At 69.9% G+C, this 15,448-nt stretch carries 16 protein-coding genes; 9 read left to right on the top strand and 7 right to left on the bottom strand.

Annotated elements, in window-relative coordinates; all coding sequences use genetic code 11:
* Position 1: 1 nt before the first annotated feature.
* The 5 genes from ID574_RS00805 to ID574_RS00785 form a co-directional block, all read right to left on the bottom strand.
* Entirely contained in the window at positions 2–901 is a 900-nt protein-coding gene (locus tag ID574_RS00805) for an ABC transporter permease (protein WP_188186801.1), read from the bottom strand.
* Entirely contained in the window at positions 898–1,908 is a 1,011-nt protein-coding gene (locus ID574_RS00800) for an ABC transporter permease (protein WP_188186800.1), read from the bottom strand. Before ID574_RS00800 ends, ID574_RS00805 begins: the two co-directional genes overlap by 4 nt.
* 3 nt (positions 1,909–1,911) lie before the next feature.
* Positions 1,912–3,726 carry an ABC transporter substrate-binding protein gene (locus tag ID574_RS00795; protein ID WP_188186799.1) on the bottom strand — a complete coding sequence of 605 codons (1,815 nt, stop codon included), beginning with the start codon at positions 3,724–3,726 and terminating at the stop codon, positions 1,912–1,914.
* 145 nt (positions 3,727–3,871) lie between these two features.
* On the bottom strand, positions 3,872–4,837 hold the full coding sequence (locus ID574_RS00790) for a zinc-dependent alcohol dehydrogenase family protein (protein ID WP_188186798.1): 966 nt from the start codon (positions 4,835–4,837) through the stop codon (positions 3,872–3,874).
* A 116-nt stretch (positions 4,838–4,953) separates the two neighbouring features.
* Positions 4,954–6,144, bottom strand: a complete 1,191-nt coding sequence (locus ID574_RS00785; protein WP_188186797.1) for a M20 metallopeptidase family protein — start codon at positions 6,142–6,144, stop codon at positions 4,954–4,956.
* 61 nt (positions 6,145–6,205) lie between these two features.
* On the opposite strand from ID574_RS00785, the gene ID574_RS00780 reads away from it, so the two are divergent.
* From ID574_RS00780 to ID574_RS00755, 6 genes are all read left to right on the top strand, one after another.
* Positions 6,206–6,985 (top strand): HAD-IIA family hydrolase, encoded by a 780-nt coding sequence (locus ID574_RS00780; RefSeq protein ID WP_188186796.1) that lies wholly within the window; start codon positions 6,206–6,208, stop codon positions 6,983–6,985.
* Positions 6,986–7,051: 66 nt separating this feature from the next.
* Positions 7,052–7,678: a DinB family protein gene (locus tag ID574_RS00775; protein ID WP_188186795.1), complete on the top strand. Its 627-nt coding sequence runs from the start codon at positions 7,052–7,054 to the stop codon at positions 7,676–7,678.
* A 235-nt stretch (positions 7,679–7,913) separates the two neighbouring features.
* Positions 7,914–8,300: a hypothetical protein gene (locus tag ID574_RS00770; RefSeq protein WP_188186794.1), complete on the top strand. Its 387-nt coding sequence runs from the start codon at positions 7,914–7,916 to the stop codon at positions 8,298–8,300.
* Between the two features lie 64 nt (positions 8,301–8,364).
* Entirely contained in the window at positions 8,365–9,294 is a 930-nt protein-coding gene (locus ID574_RS00765; protein ID WP_188186793.1) for an acyl-ACP desaturase, read from the top strand.
* A gap of 31 nt (positions 9,295–9,325) precedes the next feature.
* Positions 9,326–11,290, top strand: coding sequence for an ABC1 kinase family protein (locus tag ID574_RS00760; protein ID WP_188186792.1), 1,965 nt, complete (start codon positions 9,326–9,328; stop codon positions 11,288–11,290).
* A gap of 99 nt (positions 11,291–11,389) precedes the next feature.
* Complete coding sequence (locus tag ID574_RS00755) at positions 11,390–11,923, top strand: NADPH-dependent FMN reductase (RefSeq protein ID WP_188186791.1); 534 nt, start codon at positions 11,390–11,392, stop codon at positions 11,921–11,923.
* Positions 11,924–12,025: 102 nt separating this feature from the next.
* Here ID574_RS00755 and arfB read toward each other — a convergent pair whose 3' ends face one another.
* Positions 12,026–12,433 (bottom strand): alternative ribosome rescue aminoacyl-tRNA hydrolase ArfB, encoded by a 408-nt coding sequence (gene arfB / locus ID574_RS00750; protein WP_188186790.1) that lies wholly within the window; start codon positions 12,431–12,433, stop codon positions 12,026–12,028.
* Positions 12,434–12,575: 142 nt separating this feature from the next.
* Between arfB and ID574_RS00745 the strand changes: the two genes are divergently transcribed.
* A complete protein-coding gene (locus ID574_RS00745) occupies positions 12,576–13,391 on the top strand; it encodes a hypothetical protein (RefSeq protein ID WP_188186789.1) in 816 nt (271 codons plus the stop codon).
* 58 nt (positions 13,392–13,449) lie between these two features.
* Here the strand turns inward: ID574_RS00745 and ID574_RS00740 are convergent, their stop codons facing one another.
* Positions 13,450–13,728, bottom strand: a complete 279-nt coding sequence (locus ID574_RS00740) for a helix-turn-helix domain-containing protein (RefSeq protein WP_188186788.1) — start codon at positions 13,726–13,728, stop codon at positions 13,450–13,452.
* Between the two features lie 152 nt (positions 13,729–13,880).
* Here ID574_RS00740 and ID574_RS00735 point away from each other — a divergent pair, with 152 nt between their 5' ends.
* Both ID574_RS00735 and ID574_RS00730 read left to right on the top strand, forming a co-directional pair.
* Entirely contained in the window at positions 13,881–14,693 is an 813-nt protein-coding gene (locus ID574_RS00735) for a hypothetical protein (RefSeq protein WP_188186787.1), read from the top strand.
* Entirely contained in the window at positions 14,690–15,289 is a 600-nt protein-coding gene (locus ID574_RS00730) for an HAD family hydrolase (RefSeq protein WP_188186786.1), read from the top strand. Before ID574_RS00735 ends, ID574_RS00730 begins: the two co-directional genes overlap by 4 nt.
* Positions 15,290–15,448: the final 159 nt, after the last annotated feature.

The raw sequence follows: 15,448 nt of genomic DNA, 5'->3' as shown, positions 1-15,448 counted from the left end.
TCTACTCCTCGCGCAGCCGGGGGTTGAAGATCTCGTCCATCGCGTCCACGACGAGCACGATGGCCAGCGTCAGCAGCAGGATCGCCAGCAGCGGCCCCAGCAGGAAGCCGAGCGCGCTCGGCACGGTCAGCGCCCCTGAGCGGAACACCGCCGTGTTGAGCATCTGGCCCCAGTTGTTGGACTCGTACGGCAGCACTCCCAGGAAGAACAGGCCCACCTGCGAGTACACGCCGCCGGTGATCGCGATCAGCATGTTCATCGCGATGTACGGCGCCATGCTCGGCAGCAGCTCCTTGCCCACGATGTGCGAGGTGGACAGTCCGAGCCCGCGCGCCGCCTCGATGAAGCCGCGCTCGCGCAGCGACAGCGTCTGCGAGCGCACCGCCCGCGCCACGCCGCCCCAGCTCAGCAGCCCCAGCACCAGGCCCATCTGCACGGCGCTGCTGAACTTCCACACCGTGGACAGCACCAGCAGCAGCGGCAGGCCGGGAATGGTCAGCTTCATGTCGGTCAGCCGCATGAGCACCGTGTCCCAGCGGCCCCGCTTGAAGCCGGAGAACAGCCCGATCCCGGTGCCCACGACGACGGTGATGACCGCGGTCACGAGGGCGGCCAGCAGCACGTACCGCGACCCGGTGACCACCAGCGCGATCACGTCCCTGCCCTGGTCGTCGGTGCCGAGCCAGTGCTCCCAGCTCGGCGGCCGGGTGATCTGGCCCGGGTCGCGCGGGAGCTGGTCCGGGTAGAACATCGGCCCGAACGCGCCCATGAACACGAACCCCGCCATGAGCACCGCGCCCACCAGGCGGCTCGGCTTGCGCTTCATCACCCGCCACACGCCGCGCCAGAAGTTGCGGCGCATGGCGGCGCTCGTCGACGAGCTCTCCAGCAGCACGCTCATGCCGACACCTCCTCACCGCTGCGCACCCGCGGGTCGATCACGCTGTAGAACAGGTCCGCGAGGATGTTCGCCACGATGATCGAGACCGTGATCAGCAGGAACGCCCCGCCCATCAACGCGTAGTCCCGCATCGTGATGCTCTCGATGAGCAGCAGCCCGAGCCCGGGGTAGTTGAAGATCCGCTCGATGAACACCGCGCCGCCCAGCAGCAGCCCCAGCGACAGCGCGAGAATCGTGAACAACGGCAGGATCGCGTTGCGCGCGATGTACCTGAAGACGATCGAGCGCTTCATCCCGCGCAGCTCCGCGGCCAGGATGAAGTCGTCGCCGAGCACCGTGACGACGCTCGACTTCATCGCCAGGACCCAGCCGCCGTAGGCGGCCAGCGTGTACGTCGCCACCGGCAGCACCGCGTGCTCGGCCAGCGAGCCGATGTAGCCGGCGTTGAAGCCCGGCTCGTACAGGATGTCCACCGGCCCGTCGCCGGGCAGGATCGGGATGAGCGTGGCGAAGATCGCGCTCAGCAGCAGCCCCAGCACGTACTGCGGGACACCGTGCAGCAGCGACCCGGAGACCGCCAGCACGTCGCCGAGCTTGCCGCTGCGCTTGACGGCCGCGTAGACGCCCAGGATGATGCCGACCAGGAAGCTCAGCAGCGTCCCCGCCAGCACCGGTAGAACGGTCCACTTGGCCGCCTCGCCCAGCACCTCGGTGACCGGCGCGCCGGCGTGCGTGACCGACTGGCCCAGGTCGAAGGTGAGCAGCCCGGCCACGTAGTCGCCGTACTGCTCCCAGAGCGAGCCCGTCGCCTGGAAGCCGTACAACACCCGTGTGGCCTGCTCGGCCGCCTCGGGGGCCATGCCCTGCTCGATGAGCTTCTGCGTGTGCGCCGCGATCGGGTCGCCCGGGATGCTCCTGACGATGAAGAAACTGATCGTCGCGACGACCAGGATCATGACGACACCGCGGGCCAGATGGCCCGCGAGCCGGCGTGCTATCACAACCATGCGTTACTGCTTCTTCTTGACCATGCCGAGCTGCATCCACACCCCGGCGGGAAGGCGCAGAACGTCGCTGTCCTGCTCGGGCCACCCGGTGAACCGGGTGGTGTTGGTGAACTGGCTGTTCACGTAGTCCCACAACTGGATCGCGGGAAGGTCCTGGTTGGCGGTCTTGGCGAGCTGCGCCATGATCGGCTTGGCCTCCTCGGCGGAGACCGCGTTGAGCTTGGCGGTCAGCTCACCGGGGTTGACCTTGCCGACGCCCGCGACGTCGATCTCCTCGGCGCTGCCCATCCAGTTGCCGGCCTTGCCGGGGGCGCTGTGCTTGACGTTGCCGGCGACGTTGGTCCAGCCGTTGGAGGCGCCGTAGAGGCGCTGGAAGATGTCGTACGGCGCGGGGCCGAGCGCCATCAGCCAGAAGCCGACGTCGTACTTGCCGGCCGCGATCTCCTCCAGGTAGACGGGGTAGTCGGCGACGGTGACGACCTCGGCGTCCACGCCGTTCTCGACCAGCTGGCTCTTGATGTTCTCCTGCGCGGAGATCCAGTCGGAGAAAGGCGCGGGCGCGTGCATGGTGACCTTCCACGGCTTGCCGTCGGCCAGCGTCCACTTGCCGCCCGTCTTCTTCAGACCGGCCTGCTTGAACTCGGCCTCCGCCTTGGCCACGTCGTGCTTGTACGGCTCCAGGCTCGACAGCTCCGAGCCGATCCACTCCTGCGCCGGCTTCTGGTGGATGCCGGAGGTCGTCACGGCCGGCGTGCCGCCCTCGGGCGAGGCCACCTTCGTGACCTCCTCGCGGTCGATGAGGTACGCCAGGCCGCGGCGCACGTGCACGTTGTCGTACGGCTTCTTCGACTGGTTGAACGCCATGCCGACGGCCACCGGCGAGAAGCCCCTGATGACGTTGGAGCCGGGCGCCTGCTTGATCCGGTTCATGACGTCGGTGGGCATGGCGGTGAAGCCCGCGTGGTCGAGCTTGCCCGCGCTCAGGTAGTTCCAGATCTGCTCGTTGCCGCTGTAGTTGAGCATCTTCACCTGGTCGGGGACGATGTTCGCGACGTTGTAGAAGTTCTTGTTCTTCAGCAGCAGCGCCTCGCCCGGGTTGACCCTCTCCAGCACGAACGGGCCGGCCGAGACGTCCTTCGGCGGGGCGAAGGCGAGGACCTTCTGTCCGATGGCGAGGATCTCCTCGCGTGCCTTCTCCGCCTCGGCGCCGGTGCCCCTGGAGGTCTTGAGCTTGTCCCAGAAGTCGGCCGGCAGCAGGCTGCCCCACACGTGGGCCGGCACGACCCAGCTGTCCATGACGCCCCGGGCGAACTTCGCGCTGGGGTTGCTCATGTCCTGGGTGATCTTGACGGTCTTGTCGTCGACGACCTGGATGTCGGCCGCCGCGCCGGCCGCGCCCGGCGTGACCGCGAACGCGGTGCTGCCGGTGGTGTAGGCGAGCCCGAGGGAGAGCTTGACGTCCTCCGCCGTCACCGGCTTGCCGTCGGACCACTTGCCGTTCGGCTGCAGGCGGAGGGTGATCGAGGAGTTGTCGGGCGCGATTTCCCAGCTCGCAGCTATGCCCGGATAGAATTGGTTCGGGTCGGTCAGATGGTTCTTGACCCAGCCGAGCTTCATCGCGTTGTAGCCAAGGAACGAGTTGCCCTTGGGGGCCCACGGGTTCGCCGGGCCGCTGGCGTCGAGGCCTGGCTTGAGCACATCAACTGTGGTGAACAGGCCGCCACCGCCCGAGCCGGACCGGTTGGTGGAACCTCCGCTGCACGCCGCTGTCGCGGTGGCCATGCCCAGCAACGCCACTACCGCTGCCAGTCGCTTCATTTGCCGCTCCGGGGGATGTCTGTAGGGATTGACCGGACATTACGATCGCGCTCGACGGGCGTCAATAATCTCCAGAGGTTGTGAAGCTAATGTAACTTTCCTTCATGAGTGTGCGGACTGGTGCTAAGCGCCGTCAAGTAAAACTTCAGCCCATGACCAAGACGGCGGCCCCGTTGACCTGGTCGTTCGCCAGATCGGTGAGCGCGCGGGCGGCCGATTCGAAGGGATAGGGCGCGATCGTCACGCGCGGCGGATGCGCCAGCGCCAGCTCCAGATAAGCCCGTCCGTCGGCCCTGGTGTTGGCGGTCACGCTGCGCAGCGTCCGCTCCTGGAACAGGTGCCGGTCGTAGTCGAGCGCCGGGACGTCGGTCAGGTGGATCCCGGCGATGGCGAGCGTGCCGCCGCGGTCGAGCGCCTCCAGCGCGGGCGGCACCAGGTCGCCCACCGGCGCGAACAGGATGGCCGAGTCCAGCGGCTCCGGCGGCCGGTCGCCGGCCGAGGCGGCGCCGAGCTCGAGCGCCAGCCGCCGGGACGCCGGAGACCTGGTCGCCACGTGCACGGTGGCGCCCTGCGCGATGGCCGCCTGCGCGGTCAGGTGCGCCGAGGCCCCGAACCCGTAGATGCCGAGGCGGCCGCCGGGCGGCAGGTCGCAGCGCGCCAGCGCCCGGTAGCCGATGATCCCCGCGCACAGCAGCGGCGCCAGCCGCTCGGCCGGCACGTCATCGGGCAGGGGATAGACGTAGTCGGACGGCGCCACGAGGTATTCGGCGAACCCGCCGTCGGCGTCCCACCCCGTGTAGGTCGAAGACGGGCAGAGGTTCTCCATGCCCCTGGCGCAATACCGGCAGGTGCCGCAGGTGGAGCGCAGCCAGGCCACGCCCACCCGCTGCCCGGTGCCCTCGACCCGGCCCACCGCCTGGTGCCCCGGCGCGGTGCGCGGCCGCCGCGGCCGCAGATCGCCCTCCGCCAGGTGCAGGTCGGTCCGGCACACGCCGCACGCCTCTACCCGCACCAGCACCTCGCCGGGACCCGGCTCGGGCACCTCCCGCTCGACCAGCTCCAGCGGGCCGGACGCCATCGGCCCCGGCTCCGTGACCACCCAAGCTCTCATCGGTTCATCCCGTTTTCCGCCACCTTGTCACGACTACCCCTCCGCTCCTCCGTCACCGCCGGAGGTCTTCCCAGGCAGCTGCATGGAGGCCGGCCTGCGACGGCGCGGCGCGGGGTTCATCGGGTGAGGCGCGCGTGGGCCAGCGACGCGTACAGGGCGGCCCCGTCCGGCAGCACCGCGTCGTCGAACACGGCCTCCGGCGAATGGTTGTAGGGCGCGACGGCCGGGTCCCGGTCCGGCGGGCAGGCCCCCAGGAAGACGAACGCCCCCGGGACCTCCTCCAGCACGTACGAGAAGTCCTCCGACCCCATCACCGGCTGCGGCGCGACGAAATAGCGCCCCGGCCCGAACAACTCGTCGGCCGTCCGGCCCACGAAGTCCGCCTCGCTCTGGTCGTTCACCGTCACCGGGTAACCCATCCCGAACGACGCCTCGGCCTCCAGCCCGTGCGCCGCCGCGATGCCCCGCACCACCTCCACCAGCCGGCGCTTGACCAGCACCCGGTTGTCCTTGCTGAACGTGCGCACCGTGGCCTCGAACCTGGCCTCGTCCGGGATGACGTTGTCCGCCGACCCGCCGTGGAAGCTGCCCACCGTCACCACCACCGGGTCGAACACGTCGAACGTCCTGGTCACCATCGTCTGCAGCGCCGTCACCATCTCGCACCCGGCCTGGATCGGGTCCAGCGCGCGGTGCGGGGTCGACCCGTGCCCGCCGCGCCCCTTCACCGTCACGCAGAACACGTCCGCCGCCGCCATGATCGGCCCTGGGCGGGACGCGAACAGCCCGTTCGGCAGCATCGCCGACACCACGTGCATGCCGTACGCCGCCACCGGGCGCGGGCCGGCCGCGTCGAGCACGCCCTCGCCGATCATGTGCTTGGCGCCCTCGTGCCCCTCCTCGCCGGGCTGGAACATGAAGATCACGTCGCCCGCGAGCTCCTCCCGCCGGGCGCTCAGCAGGTGCGCCGCCCCCACCAGCATCGCGGTGTGCAGGTCGTGCCCGCACGCGTGCATCTGCCCGGGCAGCTGGGAGACGTACGGCAGGTCGTTCTTCTCCGTCACCGGCAGCGCGTCCATGTCGCCCCGCAGCAGCACGGCGGGGCCCGGCCGGCCGCCCCGCAGCACCGCCGTGACCGAGCTGAGCGCCGTGCCCGTCTTGATCTCCAGCGGCAGGCCGTCCAGCGCCTCGAGGACCTTCTCCTGCGTGCGGGGGAGGTGGAGGCCGAGTTCGGGGGTCGTGTGCAGCGAATGCCTGAGCTGGATGAGTTCGTCCCGCATGTCCTGTGCGGATTCGGTGAACGACATGAGGAACATTGTTCACGTCCCGGCACGGAAGTCGACAAGGCGCGCTCGGTACCATGAGCGGGTGACTCAGCGTAAGCGGATCGACTCGTGGTTGTCCGACATGGACGGCGTCCTGGTCCACGAGGGGCGTCCGATCCCCGGTGCGGACGAATTCATCAAACGGCTCAGCGAATCAGGCAAGAAGTTCAGGGTCCTGACGAACAACTCGATCTACACGCAGCGCGATCTGTCCGTGCGCCTGGCCGGCGCGGGACTCGACGTGCCCGCCGAGTCCATCTGGACCTCCGCCCTGGCCACCGCCCAGTTCCTCGACGACCAGCGGCCGGGCGGATCGGCGTACGTCATCGGCGAGGCGGGGCTCACCACGGCGCTGCACGAGGTCGGCTACGTCCTCACCGACCTCGACCCCGACTACGTCGTGCTCGGCGAGACGCGCACCTACAGCTTCACCCAGATCACCCGCGCCATCCGCCTCATCGAGGGCGGCGCGCGCTTCATCGCCACCAACCCCGACCCCATCGGCCCCTCCACCGAGGGCTCCCTCCCGGCCTGCGGCGCCGTGGCCGCCCTCATCACCAAGGCCACCGGCGTCGCCCCCTACTTCGTCGGCAAGCCCAACCCCCGCATGATGCGCAGCGCGCTCAACGACATCGAGGCCCACAGCGAGACCACCGCGATGATCGGCGACCGCATGGACACCGACGTCGTGTCCGGCATGGAGGCCGGCCTCTACACGATCCTCGTCCTCACCGGCGTCACCACGCGCGACCAGGTCGACCGCTACCCCTACCGGCCCGATCTCGTCGTCGACTCGGTCGCCGACCTCCTCGACCTGATCTAGCGGATCCGACGGGAGCGTGCCGAACCTGACCGTCCCTGACAGGTATGGATGGCAGGCTGACCTGGCATGACCCGCCTTTATCTGGAGATCGGCCCCAAGAAGGTGTTCGCCTGCTCGCTCGACTGGCCCGGTTGGTGCCGGATCGGCAAGGGCGAGGAGGCGGCCATCGAGCGTCTCATGGACTACGCGCCCCGCTACCGGGTCGTCGCCGAGCGCGCCGGGGTGCCGTTCTCGCCCGGCGAACCCGTCGTGGTGGCCCGGGTGCCGGGCAACTCCACCACGGACTTCGGCGCCCCCGGCGTCGTGCCCGACCTGGACCGGGAGCCGCTGCCGGCGGAGGAGGCCGAGCGCGGCGTCGCCCTGCTGCGGGCCGCCTGGGACCTCTTCGACGAGGTCGCCGCCGCCTCCCCGGAGGAGCTCCGCAAGGGGCCGCGCGGGGGCGGGCGCGACCGCAGCAAGATCGTGGACCATGTGGTGGAGGCCGAGCGCGGCTACGCCAGAATGCTCGACATCCGCCACAAGCCCTTCACGTCTACGGCCGACCGCGACGCCATGCGCGCCGAACTCGCCGACGTCCTGTCCCGCCCGTGGGCGCCGCCCGAGACCACCAAGTGGCCTCCCCGGTACGCCTTGAGACGCATCGCCTGGCACGTCATCGACCATGTGTGGGAGATCGAAGACCGGGTTGAATAAAACCACTCCCATGTCTCGTTGCGCGGCGAAGGTGTCCGCGTACGGTCTGGTAATCATGTGATGACAGAACGTGGGGCCGGCTGAAGCCGGCGTGCCGGGGGCACCGGGTCCGTGTGGTGAAACCGCACCCCGTCCCCGTCAGGTGGTGGCTACCATCACTACGGAGTGCAACCACGCGATGACGGAACAGGGAAGAAAGTGAGCGTGTGTGGACGTGCAAGCGGAGATTCGCGACGTGAAGCTCCGTGTTGAGGACCTCGCGGCGGACGAGCCGGTAGGGCAGGTGGATCTGCTGCGTGAGATCCACGACCGGATCAGGTGTCTCGAAGGCGAGGTCGCCGCTCTCCGGGCCGAGCTCGCCGCCGCCCGGGTCGAGCTGGGCGAGGACATCGCCGCCGTCCAGACCGAGGTCGAAGGCATACGGCGGGAGGTGAGCGCCCACCCGGCAGGCCGTGACGCCGACGGAGACGATGACGAGGACGCGGACCTCCGGCTCGACATGATCGAGGAGTTCACGTCCGTGCGCGCCGAGATCGCCCGCGAGTTCGCCTCCGTCCGCTCGGAGATGCTCGATCTCGGCATCAAGCTGGACCGGCTCCTGAAACGTGATGAGTGTCGCTAATCGCCCCGTATGTCCTTCGGGTAGCCTAACCTACGGTACCGTAACCTGAAGGAGAAGATCTTTTATGGCGATGACTCAGACGGAGCTGCTGCACGAGCTCGAGCCGGTCGTGGCCGGGGAGCTCGACCGTCACCACAGCATGGCCAAGGAGTGGTTCCCGCACGAGTACATCCCGTGGAGCGAGGGCCGCGACTTCGACGGCATCTACGGGGGCGAGGCGTGGCAGGAAAGCGACTCCAAGATCCCCGAGGCGGCCCGCGTGTCGCTCATCGTGAATCTCCTGACCGAGGACAACCTCCCCAGCTACCACCACGAGATCGCCACCACGTTCGGCCGTGACGGCGCGTGGGGCACGTGGGTGCACCGCTGGACGGCGGAGGAGGACCGCCACGGCACCGCCATCCGCGACTACTTGACCGTCACCCGCGCCGTCGACCCCGTCGAGCTGGAACGCGCCCGCATGCGCCACATGGAGAGCGGCTTCATCACCGAGTACGGCACGATGCTGCAGCAGCTCGCGTACGTCTCCTTCCAGGAGCTGGCCACCCGCATCGCGCACCGCAACACCGGCAAGGCCTCCGGCGACGAGGGCTGCGAGCGGCTGCTCGCCAGGATCGCCGCCGACGAGAACCTCCACATGCTCTTCTACCGCAACCTGCTCAAGGCGGCCTTCGAGCTCGACCCCGGCCAGACGATGCGCGCCGTGACCGACGTGGTGACCACCTTCCAGATGCCCGGCCAGGGCATGGAGGGCTTCACCCGCAAGGCTCTGATCATCGCCAACGAGGGCATCTACGACCTGCGGCTGCACCTCGACGACGTGCTCATGCCGGTGCTGCGGCAGTGGTCGGTGTTCGAGAAGAGCGATCTGGGCCCCGAGGGCGAGAAGGCCCGCGAGGAGCTGGCCGCGTTCCTGGCCAGGACCGAGGCGACGGCCGCCAGGTTCGTCGAGCGCCGGGAGGAGCGCCGGGCCCGCGCCGCCGCGATGAAGTGATCGGGGCGCCTCCGTGCGATGATCCAGCCTCATGGATCTCCTCGGTCAGCTGATCATCGGCCTGTTCGCGTTACTGACGATCATCCTGCTCGCCATGGCGGCGCAGCGGCTGCTGGGTGTCAGGTTCGGGGCGCTGCGCACGTTCTTGGCGGCGCTGGTCGCCTTCGGCCTGGCCGGGCCGGTGCTCGAGCCCATCGTGTCCGCTGTGGAGATCACCGGCGCGGAGCAGCCGCCCGACGCGGGAGCGCTGGGCGTGCTGCTCCTCATCGTGATGTCCATGGTGCTCATCCCGATGGTGCTCCTGGTGCTGGCCGAGGCGCTGATCCCGCCCGGCTCGCTGCCGGGGCCGGTGGAGCTGCTGCGCTCCGTACGCGGCCGCGTCTCCCGCGCCAGGCGTTACTCACAGATCACCAGGATCGCCGTCAAACACGGCCTCGGCCCCTATCTCCGGGGCCGGGGCGAGCGTCTGGAGGACCGCCCCGGCAAGGTACGGCTGGCCAGATCGCTGCGTGAGGCACTCGACGAGGGCGGCGTCACGTTCGTCAAGCTCGGTCAGGTGCTGTCCACCCGGCGCGACCTGTTGCCGGCCGAGTTCGTCGACGAGCTGGGGCGGCTGCAGGACCAGGTCGCCCCGGCGCCGTGGGAGCAGATCGAGCCGGTGCTCGCCGAGGAGCTGGGCGGGCCGGTCGACCAGGTCTTCGCCGAGTTCGACCGCACCCCGCTGGCCACGGCCTCCGTCGGGCAGGCGCACACCGCCCGCCTGCACACGGGTGAGAGCGTGGTGGTCAAGGTACGGCGGCCCGGCATCGAGACCGTGGTCGCCAAGGACCTCGACATCGTCCGGCGGCTGGCGGCCACCCTGGAGTCCAGGACCCGCTGGGGCCGTTCGCTGGGGCTGAGAGACCTGGCCGAGGGATTCGCCGCGGCCATCCGCGAGGAGCTGGACTTCCGCGTCGAGGCCGCCAACATGGCCGCCGTCGCCGCGGCCAACGGCGGCGGCGTCACCTACCCCGAGCCGTTCCCCGCCCTGTGCACCGAGCGCGTCCTGGTCATGCGACGCCTGTCAGGCCGGCCGGTCACCGCGGCCGCCCGCGAGGACGGCCCCCGCCTGGCCCGCGACCTGCTCGGCTGCCTGCTCAGGCAGATCCTCGTCGACGGCGTCTTCCACGCCGACCCGCATCCCGGCAACCTCATGCTGCTCGACGACGGCACGCTGGGATTGCTCGACTTCGGCTCCGTCGGGCGGCTCGACGCCTCCGTGCGCTCGGCGCTCCAGCGCTTCCTGCTCGCCATGAACCGGCAGGACCCGCTCGGCGTCACCGACGCGCTGCTGGAGGTGGTGCCCAGGCCGGAGGACATCGACGAGGCCGCGCTGGAACGCGCGCTCGGCCAGTTCATGGCCAGGCATCTGGGGCCGGGCATGGACAGCGTCCAGATGTTCACCGACCTGTTCAAGATCGTCTCTGTGTACGGGCTGTCGCTCCCGCCCGAGGTCGCGGCCGTGTTCCGGGCGCTGGCCACGCTGGAGGGCACGCTCGTGCGCCTGTCGCCCGGCTTCGACCTCATCGGCGAGGCCCGCGCGTTCGCCGGCCGCCATCTGGCCGAGCAGGTCACCCCCGCCACCGTGAAGGAGACGGTCGCCCAGGAACTGGCCGCGCTGCTGCCGATGCTGCGGCGCCTGCCCCGCCGCGTCGAGCGCATCGCCAGCGCCGCCGAGCACGGCAGATTCGGCATGAACGTACGGCTGCTGGCCGACGACCGCGACCGCCGGTACGTGACCGGGCTGCTCCACCAGGTGCTGCTCACGGTGCTCGGCGCGACGGCGGGCCTGATGGCCGTCATGCTGCTCGGCACCGGCGGCGGCCCGCGGGTGCTGGAGAGCACGTCGCTGTTCCACCTCATCGGCTACAACCTGATGCTGATCTCCGCCGTCCTCGTGCTGCGGGTGCTCGCCGTCATCTTCCGCCGCCCCAGAGACTCCGGTGATGCGCAGTAGCGCATATGCGCACGAACCACTCTTGACCCGCTGATGGTCTTGGACATCCACGGCATCGGGCAGGTTCCCGGTAACACCGGAACCCCTTGGGAGCAGAGGGTGAAAATCATCGGGATCGCCGCCGGCCTCCACGCGGGGTCTTTCATCAACAGATTGCTGGAAGCGGCGGGTGGCGAGCTGCCCGAAGGCGTCGGGTTCGAGGTGTGGCCGGGACTGAGCGAGATGCCTCCGTACGAGGCCGGTCCGGTCCCGGCGCCTGTACGCGAGCTGCTCGGGCTGGTCGCGGGGGCCGACGCCGTGCTCATGACCGCCCCCGAGCACAGCCTGCTCCCCGCCGAGCTGATCCAGACCCTGGACTGGATGACGGCCAGGGGCGTGCTGGCCGGCAAGCATGTGGCGGTGATGAGCGCGAGCGCGCGGGCCTGCGGGGCCATGTGGGCCCAGGCGGAGCTCTACAACCGGCTCCAGGCGGGAGGAGCCGTCGTGATGGGGGCCGAGCTGGTGATCTCGCCCTCCTGCCCGCACTTCGACGAGGACGGTCACCTCATCGATCCCGTCCTGCGCGGCGAGGTCCGCGCCGTGATCGCCCAGCTGTGCCCGGCCGAGGTGATGGAGCCCGCGCTCTCCCTTTGATCGAAGCCCTGGCCTGGAGGGGCTGGAGCCGCCTTTCGCGCGATCGCCTCTCGCGTCTCACACGGCTGGGAGCCGCGCGGAACCGATCACGCCGAGGACGGGCTAGAGGTCGCGGCGGAGGCGTTTGATGTCGGAGCGGTGTTTCTTCGCGGCGATGCGGCGCTCCACGGCGCCCCGGCTGGGCTTGGTGGGGCGGCGGCGCTTCGGTGGCGGGGCGATGGCCTCGCGGAGCCGCTGCGCCAGGCGGTGTGCGGCGGCCTCCCGGTTCCTGAGCTGGGAGCGGTATTCCGAGGCGGCGATCGTGATCGTGGCGGAGCCCAGCCGGTCGAGCGCCCGGGCCTTCAGCGCGGGCGGCAGCGCCGTGCTCGCGCCGACGTCGAACGTCAGCTCCACGCGGCTGTCGGTCGTGTTGACGCCCTGGCCGCCCGGGCCCGACGAGCGTGAGAAACGCCAGACGAGCTCGGCGTCGGGGATGACGACCGAGTCGTTGACGATCAGCGGGCCGGGCATGTCTGGGGCTCCTGTTCCGAATGCGCCTTCTGTAGGTGGATGTCACCGTATCTGGGTCTGATATGCCCGGCGCAACGGCATTTTCATCCACCGCCGCCGCTGCGACTATGAAGGGAACATTCCGCGGGAGGGGCGAGATTCCATGGATCCGGAGCCTGTCTCGGCAGCCCAGGTGGGCCTCACTGTGGTGCTGGCCCTCCTCTCCGCCATCGTGTTCCTGGTGCTGCGCTGTCAGGGCAAGGGCCGGCCGTTCGGGCCCGCGACGTGGCGGCTGTCGATCGTCATCACCCTGCTGACCGGGTTGCTCTCGGCCGGGGTGGCGTTGCTGACCGGATGGCTGCTGGACCACCTTCTGTCCACCGTACTGGGCATGGAGAACCTGCTCGCCACCGCGCTGGGCGCGGTCGCGCCGAGCGGGCTGTGGCTCAGCCAGATGCGGGCCAAGGAGGACGAGCAGCGCTCGCTCGCGCGGGAGGCGGCGACGTTCTGGCTGGTGTCGCTGCTCGCCAGGCTCGACCAGGCGATGGCCGAAGACCAGCGGCTCTGGTGCGAGAGGAGGGTGGACGACTCCTGGAGCATCTACGAGCTCAGCCTGGCCGCCAACCGCTACCACCAGCGGATCGCCGAGCGGCTCTCGCCCGAGGAACGCAGGCGCGAACGCATTCACGCCAGGCTCGACGCGATCGAGCGGCGGCTGGACGTGGCGGCGCTCATCGAGGACGGGGCGGCGCGGTCGAAGGTGGTCACCGCGCTCAACGGGTCGCGTCACACGCGGCTGGCGCGGTACGAGCGCTATCTCAACGACCTGATGCGGCTGCGCGGACTGCTCAAGCACGACGCGGAGAGCGATCTGCTGCGGCTGCTGGCCTCCGGTTACCGGGCAGGGTACCGATCACTGCCGGTGTTCGCGCCGCCGTCCCGGGCCGTCGACTCCGAGACCGCCCGGCGCGCCGTATGAAGTCGTGGCGCCCGGCGTACGGCATGAGCCAGAGTGCCCTGAACGCGCCAGGCGCGCCCTACGGCTCGCCGTCTCTGAGCGCGGAGGCCGAATCCTCGGCGTCGCCGAGCGTGAACTCCAGGCGGGCGCCGAGCGCGTCGACGACGGCCGCCAGCGTGCGGAGCGTCAGGTTCTCGTCGCCGGACAGGATCTGGCTCACCCGCCCCGCTGACACGCCCATGGCCGCGGCCAGGTCCGAACGCGAGATCTTGTGCTCCCGCATGTACCACGCGATCTCGTCGACGACTTCCTGGGCGAGACCGCCCACCTCGTCGCGGCTGCTATGGCGTAGTGCCATGACGGTCTCGCTCTCGACGCTCAGCTCCAGATGCCTCCACTTTAGCTCTACCTAAATCTTTAGGCAAGCCTAAACTCGGGCGGACTCTTGACGGCCGGCTGCAAGCGGCATATGCCAGCATCGCGCGAGAAGATCATGCGTGAGGAGGCGAAGTGGCCGTCATCGTCGGCGTGCACGGGATCGGCAAGTACAACTACTACCTGGAGGCCGGCGGGTCCGCGGCCGGTGCGGCGGCGGCCATGCGCCTCAAATGGGACCGCTACCTGCACCTGGCGCTCGGGGGCGAGGCCAGGGCCTACTTCAGCGAGATCGCCTACTTCTCCCACCACCTGCACGACGGCAGGTCCGACCCGCGCTCCGTCGCCGCCATGGAGGCCCCGGCCCAGCAGGTCCTCGTGGAGTGGGCCAAGAACCTGGGCGTCGGCGAGCATCTCACGGGCGCGCTCAAGTCGTTGACCGGCTGGCTGCTCAGCAGGCTCGACGGCCGGTCGGCGGCGTTCGCCGAGCGGTTCGCGCCGGAGGTGGCGGCGTACCTCACCGACCCGGGCAAGAGGGACAAGTGCCGGCAGGTGGTGGCCGAGACCATCAGGAGGAACCGGCCGAAGGTGGTCATCGCCCACTCGCTCGGGAGCGTGGTCACGTACGAGACCCTGTGGGCCCACCCCGACCTGCGAATCGACCTGCTGATCACCCTCGGGAGCCCGCTCGGCATGCGCAACGTCGTCTTCGAGCGCCTGCTGCCGGCCCCCGTCAACGGCCGGGGCGAGCGCCCGCCCGGCGTCCGGCGCTGGGTGAACATCGCCGACAAGGACGACATCGCCGCCATCCCGCCTGATCTGGCGGGCTGCTTCGCCGGCGTGGACGCCGAGGAGCTGGTCAACCTCGACTGGATCGACTTCCACACCGCGGAGAAGTACCTGGGCTGCCCGGCGCTGAACCCGCATCTGCGACCATTCCTGGCATGACATGGATTGTGTTCGACTACGGCGGCGTCCTGTCGCTGCCTCAGCCCGAGTCCGACGCCGACGCCATGGCCCGGGCGGTGGACGCGGAGCCGGAGGGGTTCAAGGACCGCTACTGGCGCCACCGCCTGGAATTCGACCGGGCGAGCCTGACACCGCACGCCTACTGGTCGGCGGTGCTGGACAGGCCCGCCAGCCATGCCGAGGTCGCCCGCCTGGTGGCCATGGACGTCGCCAGCTGGGCCCACCCGAACGAGGGCACGGTCGGCCTGCTCGGCGAGCTGATCGAGGCGGGCCACGACGTGGCGCTGCTGTCCAACGCGCCCGCCTGCCTCGCCGACGGCCTGGACGAGCTGCCCTGGATCGCCGCCATCGGCCGCCGCGTCTACAGCGGCCGGATCGGGCTGGTCAAGCCGGACAGGGAGATCTACGACGAGACGGCCCGCACGCTCGGCGCCGCCCCCGCGGAGATCGTCTTCATTGACGACCGCCCCGAGAACGTCGAGGGCGCCGAACGCGCGGGCATGGCCGGCGTGCACTTCACCGATGCTGCGTCGCTCCGCCGAACCCTGGCCGACGTACGGGAGGCCGCCCGCTGATTCAACGGCGAAATGCCGGTTATGTGATCTGAGGCGTCGCCGCCCCCCTGCTCGGCGAGCGGGGCGGCGACCGTGTGGCAGGGGGCGACCGACGCCGACCGGAACCGGACGACGAGGACGGCGTCGGCGTGGCCGGTCATCGGCCGGAGGAACTTCGCG

This window comes from Nonomuraea sp. SYSU D8015, assembly GCF_008065375.1.
In the GTDB taxonomy this organism is placed as follows: domain Bacteria; phylum Actinomycetota; class Actinomycetes; order Streptosporangiales; family Streptosporangiaceae; genus Nonomuraea.
Note: the sequence above shows the minus strand (reverse complement) of the source record. Positions and strands in the feature narration are given on the sequence as shown.